This window comes from Methylophaga pinxianii (assembly GCF_020447225.1).
Classification (GTDB): Bacteria; Pseudomonadota; Gammaproteobacteria; order Nitrosococcales; family Methylophagaceae; genus Methylophaga; species Methylophaga pinxianii.
Genome location: NZ_JAJAEO010000179.1, coordinates 61,121 through 80,827, shown reverse-complemented (window position 1 = coordinate 80,827; position 19,707 = coordinate 61,121). Strand labels below are relative to the sequence as shown.

Sequence of the window (19,707 nt, the reverse complement as noted above, 5' to 3'; positions counted from 1 at the left end):
CATGGTGATTGGGTGTGATAGTTGTTTGTGGTGAACTACAATTATACCGAGTCACCATGCTGCTCAATATTTAACCACCAAAGATCAACAGACCCTAGTTAAGTGGCCAAATCAACATAATGACGGCAAGTGTTACGGCACCAATAAAGAGATTCATCGGCACCCCGACTTTTAGAAAGTCTCGGAAATGATAACCACCTGGTCCATACACCATTAAATTGGTTTGATAACCCAAAGGGGTGGCAAAACTGGCGGAGGCCGCCATCATAATGGCAAATATAAACGGCTCATTATTTAATCCGGCTTTTGCGGTTAATTCCAGCACTATCGGCAGCACCAAGACGGCTGCGGCATTATTGGTAATCACTTCAGTGAGGATTGATACAGCAATATACGTCAAAACTAACATTAACCAGCCCTGATTTTGGCTTAGTGAAACAATCCCACTGGCCGCCAGATCAGCCACTCCCGTTTGTTGCAAGGACACCCCCAAAGCGAATGACGCGGCAATAGTCAGAATCACGGTAAGATCCAGGCTTCGTTCGGCTTGGCTTACTGAACAACAGCCCGTGACTATCATTAAAATCGCACCGATTAAGGCGGCATTCAACATACTGATTAGACCAAAACCTGCTGCGACAACTAGCGTAGTTAAAATGATCCAGGCAAGCAGTGCTTTATCATGATTAGGCGACTCTTTGCCCAAATCATTAATCAGTAAAAAATCTTTGTTATAGCGTTGACGGCTGACAAAGGCGGGACGTGCTTCCAATAGCAACGTATCACCAGCCTTTAAAACGATATTACTCAGATTACCAGCAATTCGTTCTCCATTTCGAGCAACTGCCATGATGACAGCACCATAACGTTGGCGAAATTTTGCATCGCGAATGGTTTCACCTATAGCAGCACAGTGTGGAGAAACCACAGCTTCAACCAGACTTCGTTCAGGTCGATCGGCTGAAAAAACGCTATTTTCAGCATCCGAGGTAGAGGCAACAATGCCTCGAATTCTTAATAAGTCTGTAATACCTTGTGTATCTCCAGCAAATACCAGACGGTCTCCGCCTTGCAGTCGCTGTTCTGGAGTGACTGCGGTTAGCAATGTACCATTACGTTCGATTTCGACCAGGTAAACACTTTTTTGCTCGCGTAAACCGGCCTGTTGAATGCTTTGGCCAACCAAAGGACCATTCGATTCCACCATGACTTCCAGAGTGAATTCCCGCACATTTTCAAAAGCATGACTTTTACCAATGTCTGGGAGCCACTTGGGAAAGAAAAGCCACATAAAAAGCAGTCCACAAATTGCAACAGGAAGACCGATAATGGTAATAGAAAATAATGAAAATCCTGCTTGACCTGTCAATGCTTGATATTGGCCATTTACTACCAGATTGGTACTGGTACCAATTAACGTTAATGTGCCACCCAAAATCGCCGTATAGCTCAATGGAATCATCAGCTTGGAGGGATTAATATTAATACGTTTACACCAGGCAAGCAGACCGGGAATCATGGTGGCAACGACCGGCGTATTGTTTAAAAAAGCACTGAGAAAGACAACCGGTGTGAACATTCTCAGGTAAGAGCCTCGAATAGATTTCGGAGCGCCTAAAAAGGATTTCACCATAATATCGACGCCACCAGAGGCATGGAGACCTGCCGCAACAATAAACATGGCGGCAACGGTAATCAAACCGGCATTACTAAAGCCTGCCAGCGCTTGTTCGGCACTTAAAATGCCGGTTGCCATAAGTGTAGTAAGAGCAGTGATCATTGCGATGTGAGGACGTACGCGAGTCAATATCAATACCAATAACACACTGATGGTTACAAAGAGGGTAAACCACGCTTCCCAAGCCATTTTTATCGCCTAAGTCATGAAACAGGCGCTATCATCGCAATAAATCAATATAAACAGAATTAATTAATATCGATTTATATATTTATTTTATAAATATTAGCTACCAGCGTTGCGGCACCTTCCTGATTTGTGAGATATCGTATCCCTGCTCCGCGAGCAGTTGCAGCATTTGTAAATAATCCGGTTCGGGAATCTGCGGCGTTCTTGCCATGATCCAAACGTAATCACGTTTTTCACGGCCAACAATGGTCTGAGTGTAGTCCTCGTTTAAGTAGATAATCCGATAATCGGCTTTGATAGGCCAGATAAACTGCATGCCCCACACAGCGTTTGATTCCGTATCGGTTATAAACCCTTTGGGATGGTATTGTTTTTGTTCGCCATCGAAACTGCCTTTGTTAAAGGTAAAGGTGGTGGCAATGGTGCCATCTTCATTTAATTCATAAGATTCAACGGCGTTATGGGCACCTTTTTCAATAAAGGTTGGAATATTGGCAATCACATACCAGTCGCCCATAAAGCGATTGATATCGACATAGTTTGCTGTACGAATTGGTTGTGACATTGACTGACATCCTGCTAACAGCGTGATAAACAGCAACAGAGATAATTTACGACCAGACATCGACATCCCTCCTGAAAATGAAGGTCGATGATCAGGTTTTGGCTGTGAACGAGATGTGAAGATCTATGTTGTTTGCCAGTCGATAAGATCAGGCTTTGGTTTTAATAAGCTGTTTTAGCTCCTCGATTTGTGCCGACAGGTCTTCAATGGTCATATCGTATTTTTGTGCTTCTTCCAGCTCTTCAGCACGTTCCTGTTCCATGACGTTTACCACAATGCCAATCAGCATATTCAGAAAGGCAAAAGTATTCAGAAAAATGAAAATCAGATAATAAATCCAGCTAAGCGGATATACAGTCATCGTCTCATACATAACATCCGTCCAATCCTCGAAAGTCATTACCCGAAACAATGTCAGCATGGAGACAGCTATATCACCCCATAAAAATTCGTTTACTTCAGCAAACAAAGTGGTACCGATGGCGGCAAAAATATACACAATGATAAACATCATCAGCGCCACGTAACCAAGCTGTGGTAAGGCTTTGAGTAGGGAGTTTAATAGATGACGTAGTTCTGGAATAACCGATACCATACGCAGCACCCGGAAGATACGAATCAACCGCGCGACGTAAGCCAGCTCGCTATCGTTCACCGGGATCAGACTGACAGCAACAATCACTGTATCAAATACATTCCAGCCACTTTTGAAGAAGTCCCGTTTATTGGGTTCAGCTAAAAAGCGCACGCTGATTTCAATGACAAAAAAGATCGTAATGGCATAGTCCAGCCAATCGACTAAACGTAAAATCTGGTTGGGGATCTCATACGTTTTTACCCCGGTTACCATCGCCGAAAACAAAATGACGCTAACCACGACAATTTCGAATAAACGATTATGGCGTAAGCGCTCTAACTTGTTTTGAAATGACGATGGAGAGGGTGATGAAGTTTGCATATGAATCACGACCATAAAGTTTATCAGGTCGCGATCATAGACGGATTTTATAACTGAGCAAAGACGTTTAAATAATTGGCAACAACAATTTGCTAGTCATTTTTTGCAAGGTTGTTAATCAGTGTCAGAATAACTTTTTTATTAGCTTCGTTGAGTCCGCGATATAAGTCTAATAAACGTTTTTCAGAATCAGATATAGTCGAGCCTTTATTTGGCTTAGAGCGGTAACCATTTGATTCAATTTTAGCCGCGACCGTATGCTGGCGGTATTTTTCGAAGCTTAGAGATAATCGCATGACGATTTCCATGTTCAGGCTAATCTCATGTTGCTGGCTAAAATCGCGCAGGCGGGCTTTCAAATCATCTGGAATACGTAAGCCGAATGCCTCAGTGTTGGTCGAGGTCGGATGTTTTTCCAGAAACGCTTGCACAGCCGTTTTACCGAAGCGATGTGACAGGCTATTTTGTAATAAAAACAAGGCCTCACTGGTCGTGCTCCGATTGTGCTGTGTTGCCTCTCTACGCAGCCAAGACATCAGTTCGGCAGGTAGTCTCAGGCCAAAAGGTCCTTTTCTCGCGCTCATTGATTAAAGAGTGTAAACAGTTGTTATTGACATAGTTAGTTACCATCTGTAGTTTCATTACCACTGGTATCTATCACCGTGGTATTTGATTAGGCCAAGTGTTACTCAGTACTCGTGAACCCTTTGTGAATAGGGCTATACAGCTGACGGAACGAGTGACTAAAGATCAACGTTAAGGACAAGGCACGTAGTGTGAGAAACACATTGTTAGAAAATGCTTTCAAGTTCGCACATGAAGGCATTGTCATCACGGATGAACACCAGAAAATTGTCGATATCAATGATGCGGTACAGCAATTAACTGGATACACTCGATCAGAGCTTATCGGCAGTAACCCCCAAATCCTTAGCACAGAAAGCCAAAATAAAGTTTTAAATCAAACTATCTGGCAATCGTTGCAACGAAACGGGTTCTGGCATGGTGAAGTTTCCAATAAACGTAAAGATGGTTCGCATTACACGGCGCGTTTGAGCGTTAAACGTATATATGCACTGGGTAAGGTGTTTTATCTTGGCCATCTCAGCGATATCACTGCAGATAGAAAGTATCGCGCAGTACTTTCTGATTTGATCCTGAATCGTAATTCACATCAAATTCTGAACAAAAACCGCTTGGAAAATGAATTCAGTCGAATGAGTTCAATTGCCGATGTGAATAATGAAAACCTGGTCGTGGCGTTTATGGATCTTGATGAATTCAAGGCGATTAACGATATCCATGGCAAAGTGGCTGCAGATAATCTGCTTGATCAGATACCGCAGCGGGTGCGAAGTGTTTTAAGTGAAACAGACAGTATTCTGCGTTACGGTGGGGATGAGTTTGTTTTGATCATTGGTGGTATCCAGAACCATGCCATTGCTTCAGAAACTATTCAGAAAGTGCTTTCAGTGATTGCAAACCCCTTTACTGTGAATGATGTTCCTGTGATGGTTACCGCTTCAGTTGGCTATACCCTGTATCCTGAAGACAACGGTAGTCTGGATACCTTAATTCGTCATGCCGATCAGTGTATGTACAAGGCAAAACTTGATGGCAAATCAACAGTTTTTGCTTACGATCCTGACGAGGAGGTGCAGATTACTGAGCGTAACCAGCAATTGCGGGAGATCGCCAACGCGATTAAGGACGATCAGTTTGTTCTGTTTTTTCAACCTAAAGTGACACTCAGCACCGGGTATATTTTCGGTTTTGAAGCCTTAATTCGTTGGCAACATCCACAAAAAGGTTTGTTGTTTCCAGATAAATTTATTGAGCAAGTATATGACACTGAATTGGAAGTCAGTCTTGGACAATGGGTTATCCGACAAGCGCTTAAACAGCTCGCACAGTGGCAGCAAGCCGGTTATGACTATCAATTAAGCATTAACCTTACGGCTTATCATTTATCGACCAGCGAATTCTTCGATTGGTTTAAAAATCAAATTAAACAGTTCCCCAATATTGATACCCGTCGATTTCAGATTGAAATTCTGGAAAGTAATCGTTTAAGTGATTTGAGCCAAATCAGTAATGTTGTGGAGTTTTGCAAATCCGAGTTTGGTATCACCACGGCATTGGACGACTTTGGGACTGGCTATTCATCACTGACCCATATTCGGGTGCTGCCTGTTGATGTCGTTAAAGTAGACCAAAGCTTTGTACGTCGGATGCTGACCGAACCAGAAGACTGCAAAATTGTTGAAGGGGTGATTGCCCTGGCTCAGTCCTTTAATATCCAAGTGATTGCGGAGGGGGTGGAATCTATCGCTCACGGTGAAGTGTTATTAGCGATGGGCTGTAATCAGGCGCAGGGGTATGCTTTAGCCAAACCATTACCAATCGAACAATTGATGAAGTTTTTAGATGCCTACCAGCCTTTCAGACAATGGTGTGCATTATCAGGCCTATTAAAAAATCAGAAACAAGCCCGATTGAGTTTATTTTATTTCTATTTAACGTATTGGGTTCATCAACTCCAGGAAAGACTGTTTGCTGAGCCTGAGATCAAAACCGAATGGCCTATTACACAATTATCAGAGTCTCATTGTGGGATCTGGCTGGAAAAAGCGCGCTATCATCATTATCTGGATAACGCGATGCTTGAACAAATCAACCAACTTCATCAGTCTATTTTTCAGGCTGGTAATGATCTTCTTGCAAGTTATCTCGCCGGCGATATTCACGCCAGTCGTGCAGGCTATACTGCTCAGGAAACCGCTTTTCAATCCGCTCTTAGCAAGCTTCAAAATCTCATTAAACGCATGGCTGATTAAACAACTTTCAAAAGGCTTGACAAAAATGCCTTGGATTGAAATGATATGATATATCATAATTTATGAGGTGAAGGGATGAAAGATGATTTAGCCTTAGTGTGCTCGGGAGCGTGCATGGTGCACTGTTTGTTAACGCCTATCGTAATTGGCTTTGGTGCAGCAGGTCTGCTAGGCGAATGGTTGGCGTCAGAATGGATACACAAAGTCATGTTGGTGCCGGTGGTGCTTTTGGCTATTTTAAGTTTGCCCCGTTCATACAAAAAACACCAAAATCACTGGCCATTAATGCTAGGCGTTATCGGTATTTCAATCATGGTTTCTGCCTTGTTGGGTCCTGAATCACTTGAAACATGGATAACTTTGGGTGGTGGGGCGGTGCTGATCACGGCGCATTTATGGAATCGGAATTTATCACTACGATTTTTACCACCACAATCAGGTTAAGCAGATGGATGAGAAAGCACTTTTGATGGCTGCGGAATCGGAATATATGGATGCTCAACAACTGGCATTTTTTGACCGGCGATTACAGCAACTACGAACGGAAACATTGGACGAAATCACGGCCATAAAAAATCAGATGCTGTGTAACAGTCAGGTGAGTGATGTATTGGATCGAGCTCAGCAGGAAGAAGAATCACAGATAGCCTTACGTATAGCGGATCGGAAACGCCAACTCATTCCAAAAATTGATGCGGCGCGGCAACGCATCCGCAATGGGGAATATGGCTATTGCCTGCAAACAGGCGAACCCATTGGTAATGCCCGTTTATTGATAAGGCCCACCGCTGAATATTGCACTGATGCCAAAACGATTAATGAACTAAGAGAAGGCTTATATGAACACAAATCGCGATAATCGGTTGCCTGTGACAGTTTTATCCGGTTTTTTGGGCGCCGGTAAGACCACTGTGTTGAATCATATTTTAAATAATCGGGAAGGTCGAAAAGTGGCGGTTATTGTGAATGATATGAGCGAAATCAACATTGATGCCAGGCAAATTCAACAGGATGTTCAACTTAACCGTGCTGAAGAGAAGTTAGTTGAAATGAGCAATGGTTGTATCTGTTGCACTCTACGTGAAGACTTGCTGATTGAAGTGAGGCAATTGGCCGCTGCACAACGGTTTGATTATCTGATTATTGAATCTACCGGTATTTCTGAGCCGTTGCCGATTGCCGAAACCTTTACTTTCGCGGATGAAGATGGCGAAAGTCTGTCTCAGATAGCACGACTGGATACGATGGTCACGGTAGTCGATGCCGTAAATTTTTTAAGAGATTTTAATGAAGCAAAACAGCTGCAGGAGATGGGAGAAAGCCTGGGAGAGGAGGATCAGCGAAGTGTGGCTGATCTGCTGGTAGATCAGGTTGAGTTTTGTGATGTAATTTTAATCAGCAAAACGGATTTATGTACGGCAGATCAGTTAAGCGAATTAACCGGTATTCTAAAAAGCCTTAATACCGAAGCTGAGTTGATTGCCATCGAAAATGGTCGGATACCACTGGAAAAAGTGCTAGGCACAGAGAAGTTCAGTTTTGAGAAGGCCGAGCAGGCTGCGGGATGGTTAAAAGAGATGCGGGGTGAACATATTCCAGAAACGGAGGAGTATGGCATCAGCAGTTTCACCTATATGGCCAGACGTCCTTTTCACCCACAGAAATTCTACGAATTTCTGCATCAGGACTGGCCTTGCGGTAAGTTGATTCGTTCAAAAGGGTATTTCTGGTTAGCCAGTCGTCCGCAATTTGCAGGACAGTGGAATCAGGCTGGAGGAATTGCCCGTTATGGATTTGCAGGAATGTTTTGGAAAGCCATTCCGGAAAATCGCTGGCCACAAGACGCAGAATGTCTCAAAACCATTAAAGAAAACTGGCAGGAACCTTTCGGAGATATGCGGCAGGAACTGGTTTTTATCGGCCAGGACCTTAATCCACAAGCCCTCACAGCTCAGCTTGATGATTGTCTATTAAACGACAGTGAGTTGTTAGCTGGTAAACAGCTTTGGGAGTCTTTAGCGGATCCTTTTCCTGCATGGGAAACCGCGTGAAATGACACAAACAGCTTTGGTCAAACTTTCAACGGAGCATGTGCTAATAGATGAATCACCGATGGTGATGACCGCTATCTATGAACCGGATATCAATTTAGTGGTTTGGCAACGTGAATTAAATACGGCTTTAAAAACGTATCTGGATGAATTAACACACGGGCTCAATGCGTTACAATTACGCACCGTTATAGGTCCGTCTGAGGTTGAAGAGTGGCTGTCCGGGTTATTGCCGGCGCATCCTCAGCGACATATGTTTATTGCCGATGTCGTGCAATTAGCTGAAATGTATGGAGACTTGTTTGGCCTGAATTCTATCGGCTTGCGCTTAAGTTTGATTAACGAGACTATGTGTCCCAGGTTTCATACCGATCATTTGGCATGCAGGATGGTCACTACTTACCATGGACATGGAAGTGAATGGTTGAATGAAGCACATGTTGACCGTACAAAGCTCGGGACCGGCGCCGGGGGATTAGCAGATCATTTATCTGGCATCTACCAACGGCCGACGGATATACAACAATTGTGTCACGGCGATGTGGCATTGCTAAAAGGCGATGGCTGGTTGGGTAGTCAAGTGGGTGGTATTGTGCATCGGTCGCCACATATTAATAAAACGGATAAACGTTTATTGCTGACTCTGGATTTTGCTGAGTGATTAAGGAGACCCCAAAAACATGCGACTCATGCACTCTATACTTTCCATGATTTTAGGTTTTAGCCTGATGTCTGTGACGTACGCAGATAAAGCCGATGGTGGGCATGAACAGCATGCCGGGCATCGCCATCATGATGCTCACGTGCATGGAATGGCGACGTTAGATCTTGTCATGGATGGTGAAGCGTTGATGATACATTTGCAGTCACCGTTAATGAATTTTTTAGGCTTTGAACATCAACCGGAAACCGCGCAGCAGAAACATATTTATCGGGATATGTTGCAACAATTTGAGTTGCTGGAAACATTACTGACGGTGGAGGGGGCTAGCTGTCATGCCGAATCAATTGAAATAGATGATGTCTTTGCCAATCAAAACGAGGCAGGACATACAGATATAGATATCAGTTATTTTTTACGCTGTGAACAACCCGATAAAATCACCGGGTTGCAAATCAATTTGTTTGATATCTATAACCGATTGGAGTTGTTGCAAGTGCAAATGGTTTTGCCTTCAGGTCAGCAACAACTCGAACTTAATCCACAACGAACTACTCTGCGAATAAACTAATGACTAACGTCGATACAGACAAGGTTTTACAACAGGCTGAACGCAGTTGTGTTGAGCATGGCGCACGATTAACCAGTAAACGAAAGCATATTCTGGAAGTGTTACTGAACGCAAAAGCGCCACGCTCTGCATATGAAATTGCCGAACTTTATCGCCAGCAAACCGATGAAAACATTCCAGTTATGTCAGTGTACCGAATGCTGGATTTCTTAATGCAAAACAGCTTGGTACACAAGCTGGCCTCAAACAATAAATTTATTGCCTGTGCACATATTGCCTGCTCGCATTCGCATCAGACTCCCCAGTTTTTAATTTGCGATAAATGTCATCAGGTCAGGGAAATCGGTGTAGATAAACAACTCATTCATGCATTGGAAGAGAGTATTGAACATAACCACTTTCAGCTGAATAGCCCACAGCTTGAATTGCATGGGCTTTGTGAAACATGCCAGGAACAACGCTAATGCTATCCACATAAGTAGATTAACGTATTTTAATTAGTAAATGATGTGATATATCGTAATAGTAAATAATGGCCGATATTCTCGCCACACTATGCAGAACCAGATCTCAGGAGAAAATATGCTGGAAGTGAACCAGTTAACCAAATCGTTTGGCGATCGAATTGTCGTCGATCATCTCAACTTCAAAATCGACTCCGGTGAAGTTTTATGTTTACTGGGCGCAAACGGGGCTGGTAAGACGACCACATTAAATATGCTGCTGGGGTTTACAGCACCGACCAGCGGAGGCGCCACATTGGAAGGTCATGACCTCTATCAGCAGGCATCTTTGTGCCGACAAAAAATCATGTATGTACCTGAGAACGTTAACCTTTATCCTCGTTTTAATGCGATTGAAAATATTCGCTATCTGGCATTACTGGCCAAAATGAAACTAACTGACCTGCAAATCCATGAGGCATTACTCAGTGCGGGTCTCAAACAAGCCGACTTTACCAAGCATCTATCAGACTATTCGAAAGGCATGCGGCAGAAAGTCGCCATTGCCTTTGCTCTGTTAAAACATGCCCGTTTGATTTTGATGGATGAACCGACTTCTGGTTTGGACCCGGTTGCTACCCAGGACTTTATTCAAGTGGTGATGACGATTAAAACGCGTGGAGCAGCGGTCATGATTGTGACCCATGATCTATTTTGTGCCCATCAATTAGCCGACCGGATAGGCATTATGAAACAAGGTCATCTAACCGATCTCGTCACCACACAATCGTTAACACTGGATCAGCTAACGCAACGTTACTTTGATCAGTTTGCTGCTTGAATATCAGGATAAAAAGAACCATAAGGAATACATAGTGAAAAAAACACTTATCAGTAGCCTGATTGTGTCTGCATTACCTTTGTCTGTGGCTTTTGCTGAGACCGATAATGAGCCCGTTACCCGTATCGATCCCTTAGTGGTCCTCGGTGCGCGCCCGGATTATGCTGATGAAAACTTGGCTGGCTCACAAGATATTATCTCGCGTGAAGAGTTATCTATCAGTCATGTGAATAACACTATGGAATTATTTACCAAAATCCCGGGTGTTTATTTTGCTCGTTATAACCAGGGGATCATTAACACTGATATTGGTATTCGGGGCTTTGCCGCCGAAGGCAGTACACCACATGCCAAATTGTTAATCGATGGAATCCCTTCCAATCTACACAATGGCTACAGTGAGATGGATCAGTTGTTTCCGGGCAATATTGATACGATTCAAGTTTATAAAGGCAACAGCGATCCGCGTTACGGTACCTTTAATGTCGCCGGTAATTACAATATTGCCACGCGCTCAGATATCGCTCGTGAAGTGGAAGTCACTTACGGTAGTTATAATGCACGTGAGATTCAGGGCTACTGGGGTGAACAGACCGGTAATCTACAACACAGCTATTTTGCCGGATATCGTGAGTCAGAAGGCTACCGCGATAACTTTGATATGGATAAATACAGTGTCGGTGGCCGTTGGTTCTATGATTTATCAGACGATACTTCTATTGGCTTTATTGCCAGAATGGCTGAGTACGATGCCGATGCACCCGGTTACCTGACCCGGGACGAAGGCCGAAAACATCCGACCCGATCTGCAGACTATGCCAGCCAGGATGGTGGCAATAAGGAAACTCAATCCTTCAGCCTGCATTTTGATACTGCGCTAGCGGATGATCTGAGCTGGTCAGCCAAAGCCTATTACAACTATTACGAACGTGAGCGATGGGTGCGATTTAGTGAGGCCGGGTCACTGCAGAATCGCTACGACGAACAAGATCACTACGGTTTTATTTCGACCTTGTCCTGGGATATTAATGAACAGTGGGCGTTAAACTGGGGATTCGATATTGAGCGCCAGGATGTCTTAGAGCAACGTTTTGGCACCATTGGTAATATGCGGCAACGCGATACCAATAATGTTGCACGTAACTTTGATTACGACTTTATCAGCAAAGGAACCTATTTACAGGTATCGCACGCGCCCAATGAATTTATTGAATGGAATGCAGCGATACGTGCTGACCAGATTGATGGCGATTTTAAACAGCGTAATGCGGCGGATGAAGTAGTCAGTGATCGCGAAAGTTATGACTATGGGACGATTGTTCAACCCAAATTCAACCTGTTTCTCTATCCAACAGAGCAAATCACTCTATTTGCTAACCTTGGTCGCAGTTTTCAGCATCCTGTCAGTAGTAGTGCCTATACCGAAGGTGAGCGCTCAGCTCGTGATGTCTCTGTCAATGACGGATGGGAGCTGGGTATCAAATGGGCACCTGTTTACAGTCTCGAATTAAGGCTGTCCTACTGGGAGCAGAAAGCCAAGGATGAATTTGTACTGGTTGACGGGCTGACCCAAAATGTGGGGAAGACCCTACGTCAGGGCGCCGATCTTGGCATTAACTGGATGGCGACTGACAGGCTGACGTTGTGGAGCAATTTCAGTGCTGTTGACTCTGAGATTCAAAGCCCTGGCAGGGATAATGGTAATGAATTGCGTAGTATTCCATCTTATACCGCTTCAACGGGCCTCAGTTATCTGTTTACCCCGGCATTAACCGGACGTTTACATTACGATGCTCAGGGCTCGTCTTACATTAACGAAGCCAATAGCGGCGGTAAGTTTGGTAAATATAACCTGGTCAATGCCAGCATGGATTATGCGACCAGCTGGGGCAATATCAATTTTCAGGTGAATAACCTGTTCAATGAATACTATGAATATGTCTACGATAATGGTGGCGTTGACGGGGTGATCTTTTCTCCCGGTGATGGCGTGAATGCCAGTGTTTCAGTGGCGTATAAGTTCTAATCATGATGCAGACGATTATGGAAATTGCGCGTCATGAGCTCATTACACAATGGCGCAGTCAGACCTTGAAAATTTTATTGCCTTTGTTACTGGTGTTAACGACATTAATTGCATTTTCCCACTGGCAACAGCAACAGGATTTTATTGAAGCGCAAACCCTTTGGCAGCAGCAGAATGATGCGAACTGGGAAGCCCAACCCGATCGGCACCCGCATCGTGCAGCCCATTACGGCACCATGGTGTTTCGCATCATTTCACCACTCAGTTTTATTGATAGCGGAGTGAATCCGTTTGTCGGTAATGCCCTGTTTCTGGAAGCCCATCGGCAAAACAGCAGCAGCTTCAAGCAATATGTCAGCAGTACAGCCTATATGGGGCTTGGTTATCTGTCAGGTGCAACGATTATTCTGGTGATCTGGCCTTTGGTGCTGATTGCTTTGGCATTTAATAGTGTCAGTGGTGAGCGTGTACAGGGCACATTACGGCAATTGGTCTCGCAAGGTATTAGTGTCAGGCAGCTTTTATTCGGCAAAACACTGGCGTATAGCGTGATATCACTGATTTTTCTGGTGGTGATTTTCGCCATTGCCATAGGTTTTATGCTGTTCTCTCATGTACATGGCAGCGATGTACTGCGCATGGGCCTGATGTTTATTTTGTATCTATTTTATTGCCTGTTATGGACGATCACGGTGGTACTGTTTTCCAACTGGTGCCGAACCAATCAGCAAAGTCTGTCCGCTTTGTTGTTGTTCTGGCTACTCACAGTGGTTGTGTTGCCAAAAATGGCTTATAGCCTGGCAGAAATGCAATATCCGATACCGGATCGGGCGGTATTCGATATTCAAACAGCAAGAGAGATCGCTAAAGTGGGCAATTCCCATGACCCGGATGATCCTTACTTTACCGAGTTTCGCGAGCGAGTGTTGGCCGAATATGGTGTCTCACGAGTCGAAGATTTACCGGTAAACTGGCGTGGCGTTGTGATGCAGGAAGGTGAGCGCATTACCAGCGAAGTATTTACCCAACAATATGCAAAACTGATGCAAATTGCTGAGCAGCAGAATCAACTGGTCAGTCATATAGCGCGGTTTTCCCCCTATTTATTAGCCAACAATCTGTCGTCTCGATTTGCCGCAACAAATGCAGATAGCTTTTTGCATTATGAAAAAGCAGCAGAGCAATACCGCTTTAATTTCATTAAACAGCTGAATCGATTACATGCCGAAGAAATTGATTTGGAGGATGATCGTGCTCAGAAAGTTTCTCATGAACATTGGACAAAGCTAGGACAATTTACCTATCACGCTCCCACATTAAAGGACGAGAGCACTCGAATATATCCGCCATTGTTGATATTGCTATTTTGGTTTGTTTTAGGTGTATTTTTACTGAGCCGCAGTCGTAATGAGGTCGATTAAGGTGAAATTTATTCAATTTGAATTACGTCTTTTATGGCAGAACAAACTCTTTAAATGGCTGATGATGGCATACTTTTTGGTCGCTTTATTAGCCATTATCTGGGGTCAAATCGGTCTGCAATGTGAATATCAACAGCGGGCTATCAGCGAAGCGAATTATCAGGAAGAATTGGCAGACTATCAGCAGGATGCTCCGTTAGCGCCATACGACTCTGGTTATATGAGTTATTACCTGTTTCATCCGGTATGGCAAAAACCTTCTGCCTGGTCGGCATTGATACATGGTGAACGTAGTGAAACGACCACTCACACACGGGTTCGTTTATTAGGTTTGCAAAGCCAATTGAGCAATACGGCGACTGGCAATATTGCTGCTATGCCGATTGGTAAGCTGGACTTGAGTTTTATCTGGATTTATCTGATGCCTTTATTGATTGCAGCACTCAGTTTAAATCTGCTGGCAGAGGAAAAAACCAGTGGGCGTTGGTCATTACTGGCATCTCAGGTAGCCAACAGTGGCGTCTTACTGACGAAAAAAATGCTGATTGCAGCAGGTTTATTAGCTGTTGTGAATTTACTGATTCTATTGTCGGCAGTGATGTTTACTGATATCCATTTCGATGGACTATGGTGGCAAGTTGCCGTGATTTTAATGGCTTATCAGGTTTGCTGGTTTGTTATCACTGGCTGGGTTATCAGCCTGCTACGCAGTGCCATTTTTAACAGTTTGTTATTTATCAGTTTGTGGCTCATCTTTGCATTTGTGCTGCCCGGTATGGCTTATCTATTTCAAACACAACAGCAGCAACCGGCTGAACATGTTGCGATGCTGTTTGAACAACGCGAATTTATGCACGATAGCTGGGATAAAGATCAGCAAGCAGACTTTGATCAGTACCTACGGGATTATCCCCAGTGGCAGGCGACGACTGCAGAACTGGATAAGCCCTTTGATTGGCGTTGGTATTACGCGATGCAGCATATGAGCGATGTGATTGTGGCGGATGCCGTTGCACAATTTCGTGCCAGTCGCCGGTATTCTCATCAGATTGGCGAGCAGTTTGCCTGGCTTTCACCGGTTATGCGTTTGCAATACAGCATGAATCGTCTGGCCGATACCGATATGCTGGCCAGTCAGACATTTCTGGATCAGATTGCTGACTATCAACAACAATTACGTGACTATTTCTTTAAGTTCTATTTTTTTGATAAGCCCTTTACGGTAAATGATTTTGCTGGTATCCCTCATTTCGACTACCAGCCACTGGGACAAAGTCATATTGTAAAAACACTAATCAACTTAGTATTGATAGGGCTATTTTTTATTGTACTGGTGTTGGTACAAACCCGACGTAATCGTGGCTGAGACAAACTTCAGGCTTTTCCAAAAAGCAATCCCCACCAATGTGATCACTGGGTTTCTTGGGGTGGGTAAAACCACGGCGATTCAACAACTGTTAAAAACCAAACCCTCTGGTGAACGCTGGGCAGTTTTGATTAATGAGTTTGGCAAAGTGGGCATAGATAGTCAGCTGTTACAGACAGATGATTCTGCTGAAGGCGAAATCATCATTCGTGAGGTTCCCGGTGGCTGTATGTGCTGTGCTGCTGGTTTGCCGATGAAGGTGGCGCTCAATCAACTTATTGCCAAAGCTAAACCGGATCGTCTGTTAATTGAACCCAGTGGTTTAGGTCACCCGGAAGAAGTAATTGCCGTTCTATCGGGGGAATTTTATCAATCGATCATCGATTTACGCGCCACAGTGACATTGGTCGATGCACGGCATATGACTGAAGCGAGATATCGTGAACATGAGACGTTCCAGCAGCAGTTACGTATTGCCGATCTGATCGTGGCGAACAAAGCCGAAAGCTATTCTCAAAGTGACATTAATGCCTTGACTGCTTATTTGAATGAAATGCATCTTCAGGAACTGCCACTGCATATCACTCAAGATGCAAAAATTAATCCCCAATGGCTAAAGCCTAAAGCAAAATTTAATCAGGTTATCTGGCAGGGACAGCCGACGGTTTTTAATCTTGATGATAAAGAACAGGCTATACCAGATTGCGGCTATCTTGCGGCGGCACAAAAGTTGAGTGGCTGGTATAGCTATGGCTGGCGCTTTAAAACCACATACTGTTTTGATTACCAGCCATTGCTAAGCTGGCTGGAACAATTTAAACAGATTCGGCTAAAAGCTGTGCTTTTAACCAGCAAAGGCTTTGTTGCTATCAATCAAGCTGACGACGCCCTGACGATTGAAAAATCGCTAGGTCAGTCAGTGGAAAGCCGTATTGAATTTATCACCGATAAACCTATTGATGCCGAAAAACTGGAAAATCAACTACTACAGATAGGTGAGATAAGGCAGGTTAATCCGTCTTAAAAACGCGCGAGTCTATGATCCGATTCAACAATTCAATGGCGAACTGATGGATCAGCCTGAAGGCATTGTTGGGCTCAGGCTGTAGTCTTATTCTTCATATAATTCAATGTTATCAGCTGTCATTGCATAGGCTGAAACAGCTACGTCATTTTCGGTCAGCGTTGTGGTCAGTATGCCTTCTACCCAGTAGGCATCATAAAGATTCTGCTGAGCAACACCCTGGGGGGAAGTGACATAAATAATTTGGTTGGGTGGCGGCGGGGGATAATGGATACAGGCTCCAAAAAAGGGAACCAGGAAGAATTCAGTAACAAGTTGTTGTTCGTTCATTTCGACCGGCACGATAAAACCTGGCAGGCGGATAGGGCGTTGATCATATTCAGGTTTAACCTTGGCAGAAGTTAATGCCTGTTGATAACGGTCATCGGCAGAATTTTCCAGGGCTCCTAGCAATTGACTGCTGATTTGGTCTTCCATGGAACCATCTTCAATCTCATCCAGATACTCAGGTGGATTCATCAGGGCTTCCAGATCATCATCAGGCATTAAGTCGACCCACTCCACCAATTCGTATTTATCGTCAGCGTACATAGGTTGCGCCCAGAATAAAGCGCCAATTATCGCGAGAAAAAGCCAAAACTTTGCAGATATTGGTATGGTCATTAAGACTCCGAGGAAATTAAATTTCGAGCGAAAATGTTATGTTATAACAATTATGTTGTTGACCATAATAATCCATTATTCAATCCGGTAAATGTATGAATAACCAGCTCGCAATTCAAATTGATAATTGTCAATTTCGCTATCAATCAGACTCAGACAAAGCCTTGCTGCAAATAGCTCACTGGCAGGTAGAAAAAGCCGAAACGGTATTTGTCTATGGCCCATCTGGCTCAGGTAAATCGACACTGTTAAATTTACTGGCGGGAATTTTATTACCTCAGCAGGGCACAATCATGCTTGACGGCGTTATTCTCAATCAACTTAGCCATCGCAAGCGTGATGCTTACCGGGCACAGCATATTGGCATGGTCTTTCAGCGGTTTAATCTGATCCCTTATTTATCGGTGGGGGACAATATCAAATTAGCCAGTCACTTTTCGCAACATGATAAACAGCAACTGCAGCAGCGCTCGCTGGAATTAATGGATGCGTTGCAGCTGGAGGGCAGATTATTGGAACGACCGGCATCGCAATTGAGTGTTGGACAACAGCAACGCGTGGCAATTGTTCGTGCTCTGATTAATCAGCCAGCATTATTAATTGTTGATGAACCTACATCTGCCCTGGACAGCGATGCGCGTGACAGTTTTATTGACTTATTACTGTCACAGGTAAAGGCAGCTCAAACTACGCTGGTTTTTGTCAGTCATGATCGAGGTCTGTCCCAGCACTTTTCCAGCCAACTCGATATTCAGTCATTTGTGATCGCAGGAGAGCCTTATGCTGTTTAAACTGGCCTGGAAAAGTTTAATGGCGAGACGGGTCAGTGTACTGTTGACGGTACTGATGATGACCGTCAGTATTTTTGTGTTACTCAGTGTTGAAACCATCCGTTATCAGGCCAAGGATAGCTTTACCAAAACTGTGTCGGAGGTAGATTTGATAGTCGGTGCACGCACCGGTCAAGTCAATCTATTACTGTATTCTGTATTTCATATTGGCGTACCAACCAATAATATTTCCTGGCAGAGTTATCAGGAAATTGCTTCCCGGCCTGCTGTAGCCTGGACCATTCCAATTTCTTTAGGTGATTCGCATCAAGGATACCGGGTGGTTGGTACCAGCACTGACTTTTTTGAGTTTTTTCGTTTTGGCAATAAACAGTCGTTGCAATTCCAGCATGGCAATACGTTCGGTACGGCTTTTGATGCAGTGGTAGGTTCTGAGGTTGCCAGACAACTGGGTTATCAAGTCGGGGATGCGGTAATCCTTTCACATGGGATTGCCAGCACCAGCTTTAGTCAACATGATGATAAACCGTTCAATATTACTGGTATTCTGGCGCCTACAGGCACACCCGTTGATCAATCTGTCTATGTCAGTCTGCAAGGCATTGAAGCCATTCATGCCAACTGGCAGGGTGGAGTAAAAATTCCGGGAGCAGCGAAGCCAGACCTTGAAAATTTACAGCCAGAGGCTATTACAGCCTTTATGTTAGGGCTGAACTCGAGGATTCAGACCTTTAATCTGCAACGGCAAATCAATGAATATCCACAGGAACCACTGCAAGCCATACTACCCGGTGCCACATTAATGTCATTATGGTCGATGTTGAGCAGTGTGGAGCAGATCTTATTGCTGATTGCTTCTTTGGTATTGTTAGGGGCGTTAATTGGTATGGCGAATATGTTGTTGGTTTCCATGCGTGAGCGTCGCCATGAGTTATCTGTGCTGCGGGCTTTAGGATATCGTCCGGGATTTTTGTTTGCTTTACTGCAAATTGAAGCACTTCTGATTAGCTTTGTCGCAGCCGTCGCTGCCTTTATCAGCTTACAATTAAGTATGTATGGCCTGAAAGATTGGTTGTTGCAGGAATACGGTGTTCTGCTGACCCGACTCTCAATCTTAAATGAATTTATGTTTATGTTACCTATTGTATTGCTAGCCAGTTTTGTTGTGGCGTTGATTCCAGCAATTGCTGCCTATCGGCAGGGATTGCATCAACAGCTAAACTTATAATTAAATACGCTGTAGCTTGGGTAAGTGCTGTTTCAGATGTGATTTGATGTCTTCAACATTTGCCGAAAATACCAAGGCATACACTTCTCGTTGCATAGTATCGGTGATAAACGGATAAATATCATAACCTTCGGCATAGAGTTCAGCGCGAGCCCGACAGATTTTACGAATGCCTTCGCTAAAAGCCAGGTTCTCTATTGCTGGCAGATTCGTCTCTCCCATGGTCCACTGCTGTTCTTTCCAGTTTTCAAAACACCATTGGGTTAACTGTAAAATGGGATCGATTGAATCTTGCTCAACTTTGTCGGTTTGTTCACTACATCCCAATAATGTGAGCAGACTGAATAGCAAAATCTGTTGTCTCATTGGCTAATCCCGATACCTTTTTGTATGC

At 44.0% G+C, this 19,707-nt stretch carries 20 protein-coding genes; 14 read left to right on the top strand and 6 right to left on the bottom strand.

Going from position 1 to position 19,707, the window contains the following annotated elements:
* Positions 1–94: 94 nt before the first annotated feature.
* The 4 genes from LGT40_RS11370 to LGT40_RS11355 all read right to left on the bottom strand — a co-directional run bounded on the left by LGT40_RS11370 (position 95) and on the right by LGT40_RS11355 (position 3,974).
* Entirely contained in the window at positions 95–1,867 is a 1,773-nt protein-coding gene (locus tag LGT40_RS11370; protein ID WP_226071432.1) for an SLC13 family permease, read from the bottom strand.
* 100 nt (positions 1,868–1,967) lie between these two features.
* The gene (locus LGT40_RS11365) at positions 1,968–2,492 is read right to left on the bottom strand and encodes a lipocalin family protein (RefSeq protein WP_226071429.1); all 525 of its coding nucleotides are present in this window, start codon (positions 2,490–2,492) and stop codon (positions 1,968–1,970) included.
* A gap of 88 nt (positions 2,493–2,580) precedes the next feature.
* Positions 2,581–3,390, bottom strand: coding sequence for an ion transporter (locus tag LGT40_RS11360; protein ID WP_226071428.1), 810 nt, complete (start codon positions 3,388–3,390; stop codon positions 2,581–2,583).
* Positions 3,391–3,482: 92 nt separating this feature from the next.
* A complete protein-coding gene (locus LGT40_RS11355) occupies positions 3,483–3,974 on the bottom strand; it encodes an Arc family DNA-binding protein (RefSeq protein ID WP_226071426.1) in 492 nt (163 codons plus the stop codon).
* 192 nt (positions 3,975–4,166) lie between these two features.
* Between LGT40_RS11355 and LGT40_RS11350 the strand changes: the two genes are divergently transcribed.
* From LGT40_RS11350 to LGT40_RS11295, 12 genes are all read left to right on the top strand, one after another.
* Complete coding sequence (locus LGT40_RS11350) at positions 4,167–6,227, top strand: sensor domain-containing protein (RefSeq protein ID WP_226071424.1); 2,061 nt, start codon at positions 4,167–4,169, stop codon at positions 6,225–6,227.
* Positions 6,228–6,302: 75 nt separating this feature from the next.
* Positions 6,303–6,671 carry a MerC domain-containing protein gene (locus LGT40_RS11345; RefSeq protein WP_226071422.1) on the top strand — a complete coding sequence of 123 codons (369 nt, stop codon included), beginning with the start codon at positions 6,303–6,305 and terminating at the stop codon, positions 6,669–6,671.
* Positions 6,672–6,675: 4 nt separating this feature from the next.
* Positions 6,676–7,086, top strand: coding sequence for a TraR/DksA C4-type zinc finger protein (locus LGT40_RS11340; protein WP_226071420.1), 411 nt, complete (start codon positions 6,676–6,678; stop codon positions 7,084–7,086).
* Positions 7,067–8,278: a zinc metallochaperone GTPase ZigA gene (gene zigA, locus LGT40_RS11335; RefSeq protein ID WP_226071418.1), complete on the top strand. Its 1,212-nt coding sequence runs from the start codon at positions 7,067–7,069 to the stop codon at positions 8,276–8,278. Before LGT40_RS11340 ends, zigA begins: the two co-directional genes overlap by 20 nt.
* Before the next feature lies 1 nt (position 8,279).
* The gene (locus tag LGT40_RS11330; RefSeq protein ID WP_226071416.1) at positions 8,280–8,939 is read left to right on the top strand and encodes a DUF1826 domain-containing protein; all 660 of its coding nucleotides are present in this window, start codon (positions 8,280–8,282) and stop codon (positions 8,937–8,939) included.
* 67 nt (positions 8,940–9,006) lie between these two features.
* Positions 9,007–9,510, top strand: a complete 504-nt coding sequence (locus LGT40_RS11325) for a ZrgA family zinc uptake protein (protein ID WP_226071414.1) — start codon at positions 9,007–9,009, stop codon at positions 9,508–9,510.
* Positions 9,510–9,974 (top strand): Fur family transcriptional regulator, encoded by a 465-nt coding sequence (locus tag LGT40_RS11320; protein ID WP_226071412.1) that lies wholly within the window; start codon positions 9,510–9,512, stop codon positions 9,972–9,974. The genes LGT40_RS11325 and LGT40_RS11320 overlap by 1 nt, the downstream gene beginning before the upstream one ends.
* A gap of 118 nt (positions 9,975–10,092) precedes the next feature.
* Entirely contained in the window at positions 10,093–10,794 is a 702-nt protein-coding gene (locus tag LGT40_RS11315) for an ABC transporter ATP-binding protein (RefSeq protein ID WP_226071410.1), read from the top strand.
* Positions 10,795–10,828: 34 nt separating this feature from the next.
* Positions 10,829–12,820: a TonB-dependent receptor gene (locus tag LGT40_RS11310; RefSeq protein ID WP_226071407.1), complete on the top strand. Its 1,992-nt coding sequence runs from the start codon at positions 10,829–10,831 to the stop codon at positions 12,818–12,820.
* Between the two features lie 2 nt (positions 12,821–12,822).
* On the top strand, positions 12,823–14,241 hold the full coding sequence (locus LGT40_RS11305; protein ID WP_226071405.1) for an ABC transporter permease: 1,419 nt from the start codon (positions 12,823–12,825) through the stop codon (positions 14,239–14,241).
* Between the two features lies 1 nt (position 14,242).
* The gene (locus tag LGT40_RS16385; protein ID WP_226071403.1) at positions 14,243–15,607 is read left to right on the top strand and encodes a DUF3526 domain-containing protein; all 1,365 of its coding nucleotides are present in this window, start codon (positions 14,243–14,245) and stop codon (positions 15,605–15,607) included.
* Complete coding sequence (locus tag LGT40_RS11295; protein WP_226071401.1) at positions 15,600–16,631, top strand: CobW family GTP-binding protein; 1,032 nt, start codon at positions 15,600–15,602, stop codon at positions 16,629–16,631. Before LGT40_RS16385 ends, LGT40_RS11295 begins: the two co-directional genes overlap by 8 nt.
* 87 nt (positions 16,632–16,718) lie before the next feature.
* On the opposite strand, the gene LGT40_RS11290 is transcribed toward LGT40_RS11295, so the two are convergent.
* The gene (locus LGT40_RS11290) at positions 16,719–17,294 is read right to left on the bottom strand and encodes a DUF3299 domain-containing protein (RefSeq protein ID WP_226071399.1); all 576 of its coding nucleotides are present in this window, start codon (positions 17,292–17,294) and stop codon (positions 16,719–16,721) included.
* 95 nt (positions 17,295–17,389) lie between these two features.
* Between LGT40_RS11290 and LGT40_RS11285 the strand changes: the two genes are divergently transcribed.
* The gene (locus LGT40_RS11285) at positions 17,390–18,085 is read left to right on the top strand and encodes an ATP-binding cassette domain-containing protein (protein WP_226071396.1); all 696 of its coding nucleotides are present in this window, start codon (positions 17,390–17,392) and stop codon (positions 18,083–18,085) included.
* Entirely contained in the window at positions 18,075–19,313 is a 1,239-nt protein-coding gene (locus LGT40_RS11280) for an ABC transporter permease (protein WP_226071394.1), read from the top strand. Before LGT40_RS11285 ends, LGT40_RS11280 begins: the two co-directional genes overlap by 11 nt.
* Here the strand turns inward: LGT40_RS11280 and LGT40_RS11275 are convergent, their stop codons facing one another.
* Entirely contained in the window at positions 19,314–19,679 is a 366-nt protein-coding gene (locus LGT40_RS11275) for a hypothetical protein (protein WP_226071392.1), read from the bottom strand.
* Positions 19,680–19,707 lie beyond the last annotated feature (28 nt).

Excerpts from the sequence above, each read along its gene's own strand:
- LGT40_RS11285 (WP_226071396.1), top strand. The coding sequence starts at position 17,390 with ATGAATAACCAGCTCGCAATTCAAATTGATAATTGTCAATTTCGCTAT.
- LGT40_RS11275 (WP_226071392.1), bottom strand. The coding sequence starts at position 19,679 with ATGAGACAACAGATTTTGCTATTCAGTCTGCTCACATTATTGGGATGT.
- LGT40_RS11305 (WP_226071405.1), top strand. The coding sequence starts at position 12,823 with ATGATGCAGACGATTATGGAAATTGCGCGTCATGAGCTCATTACACAA.
- LGT40_RS11370 (WP_226071432.1), bottom strand. The coding sequence starts at position 1,867 with ATGGCTTGGGAAGCGTGGTTTACCCTCTTTGTAACCATCAGTGTGTTA.
- zigA (WP_226071418.1), top strand. The coding sequence starts at position 7,067 with ATGAACACAAATCGCGATAATCGGTTGCCTGTGACAGTTTTATCCGGT.
- LGT40_RS11290 (WP_226071399.1), bottom strand. The coding sequence starts at position 17,294 with ATGACCATACCAATATCTGCAAAGTTTTGGCTTTTTCTCGCGATAATT.
- LGT40_RS11360 (WP_226071428.1), bottom strand. The coding sequence starts at position 3,390 with ATGCAAACTTCATCACCCTCTCCATCGTCATTTCAAAACAAGTTAGAG.
- LGT40_RS11330 (WP_226071416.1), top strand. The coding sequence starts at position 8,280 with ATGACACAAACAGCTTTGGTCAAACTTTCAACGGAGCATGTGCTAATA.
- LGT40_RS11365 (WP_226071429.1), bottom strand. The coding sequence starts at position 2,492 with ATGTCTGGTCGTAAATTATCTCTGTTGCTGTTTATCACGCTGTTAGCA.
- LGT40_RS11320 (WP_226071412.1), top strand. The coding sequence starts at position 9,510 with ATGACTAACGTCGATACAGACAAGGTTTTACAACAGGCTGAACGCAGT.
- LGT40_RS11345 (WP_226071422.1), top strand. The coding sequence starts at position 6,303 with ATGAAAGATGATTTAGCCTTAGTGTGCTCGGGAGCGTGCATGGTGCAC.
- LGT40_RS11315 (WP_226071410.1), top strand. The coding sequence starts at position 10,093 with ATGCTGGAAGTGAACCAGTTAACCAAATCGTTTGGCGATCGAATTGTC.
- LGT40_RS11340 (WP_226071420.1), top strand. The coding sequence starts at position 6,676 with ATGGATGAGAAAGCACTTTTGATGGCTGCGGAATCGGAATATATGGAT.
- LGT40_RS11280 (WP_226071394.1), top strand. The coding sequence starts at position 18,075 with ATGCTGTTTAAACTGGCCTGGAAAAGTTTAATGGCGAGACGGGTCAGT.
- LGT40_RS11355 (WP_226071426.1), bottom strand. The coding sequence starts at position 3,974 with ATGAGCGCGAGAAAAGGACCTTTTGGCCTGAGACTACCTGCCGAACTG.
- LGT40_RS11325 (WP_226071414.1), top strand. The coding sequence starts at position 9,007 with ATGTCTGTGACGTACGCAGATAAAGCCGATGGTGGGCATGAACAGCAT.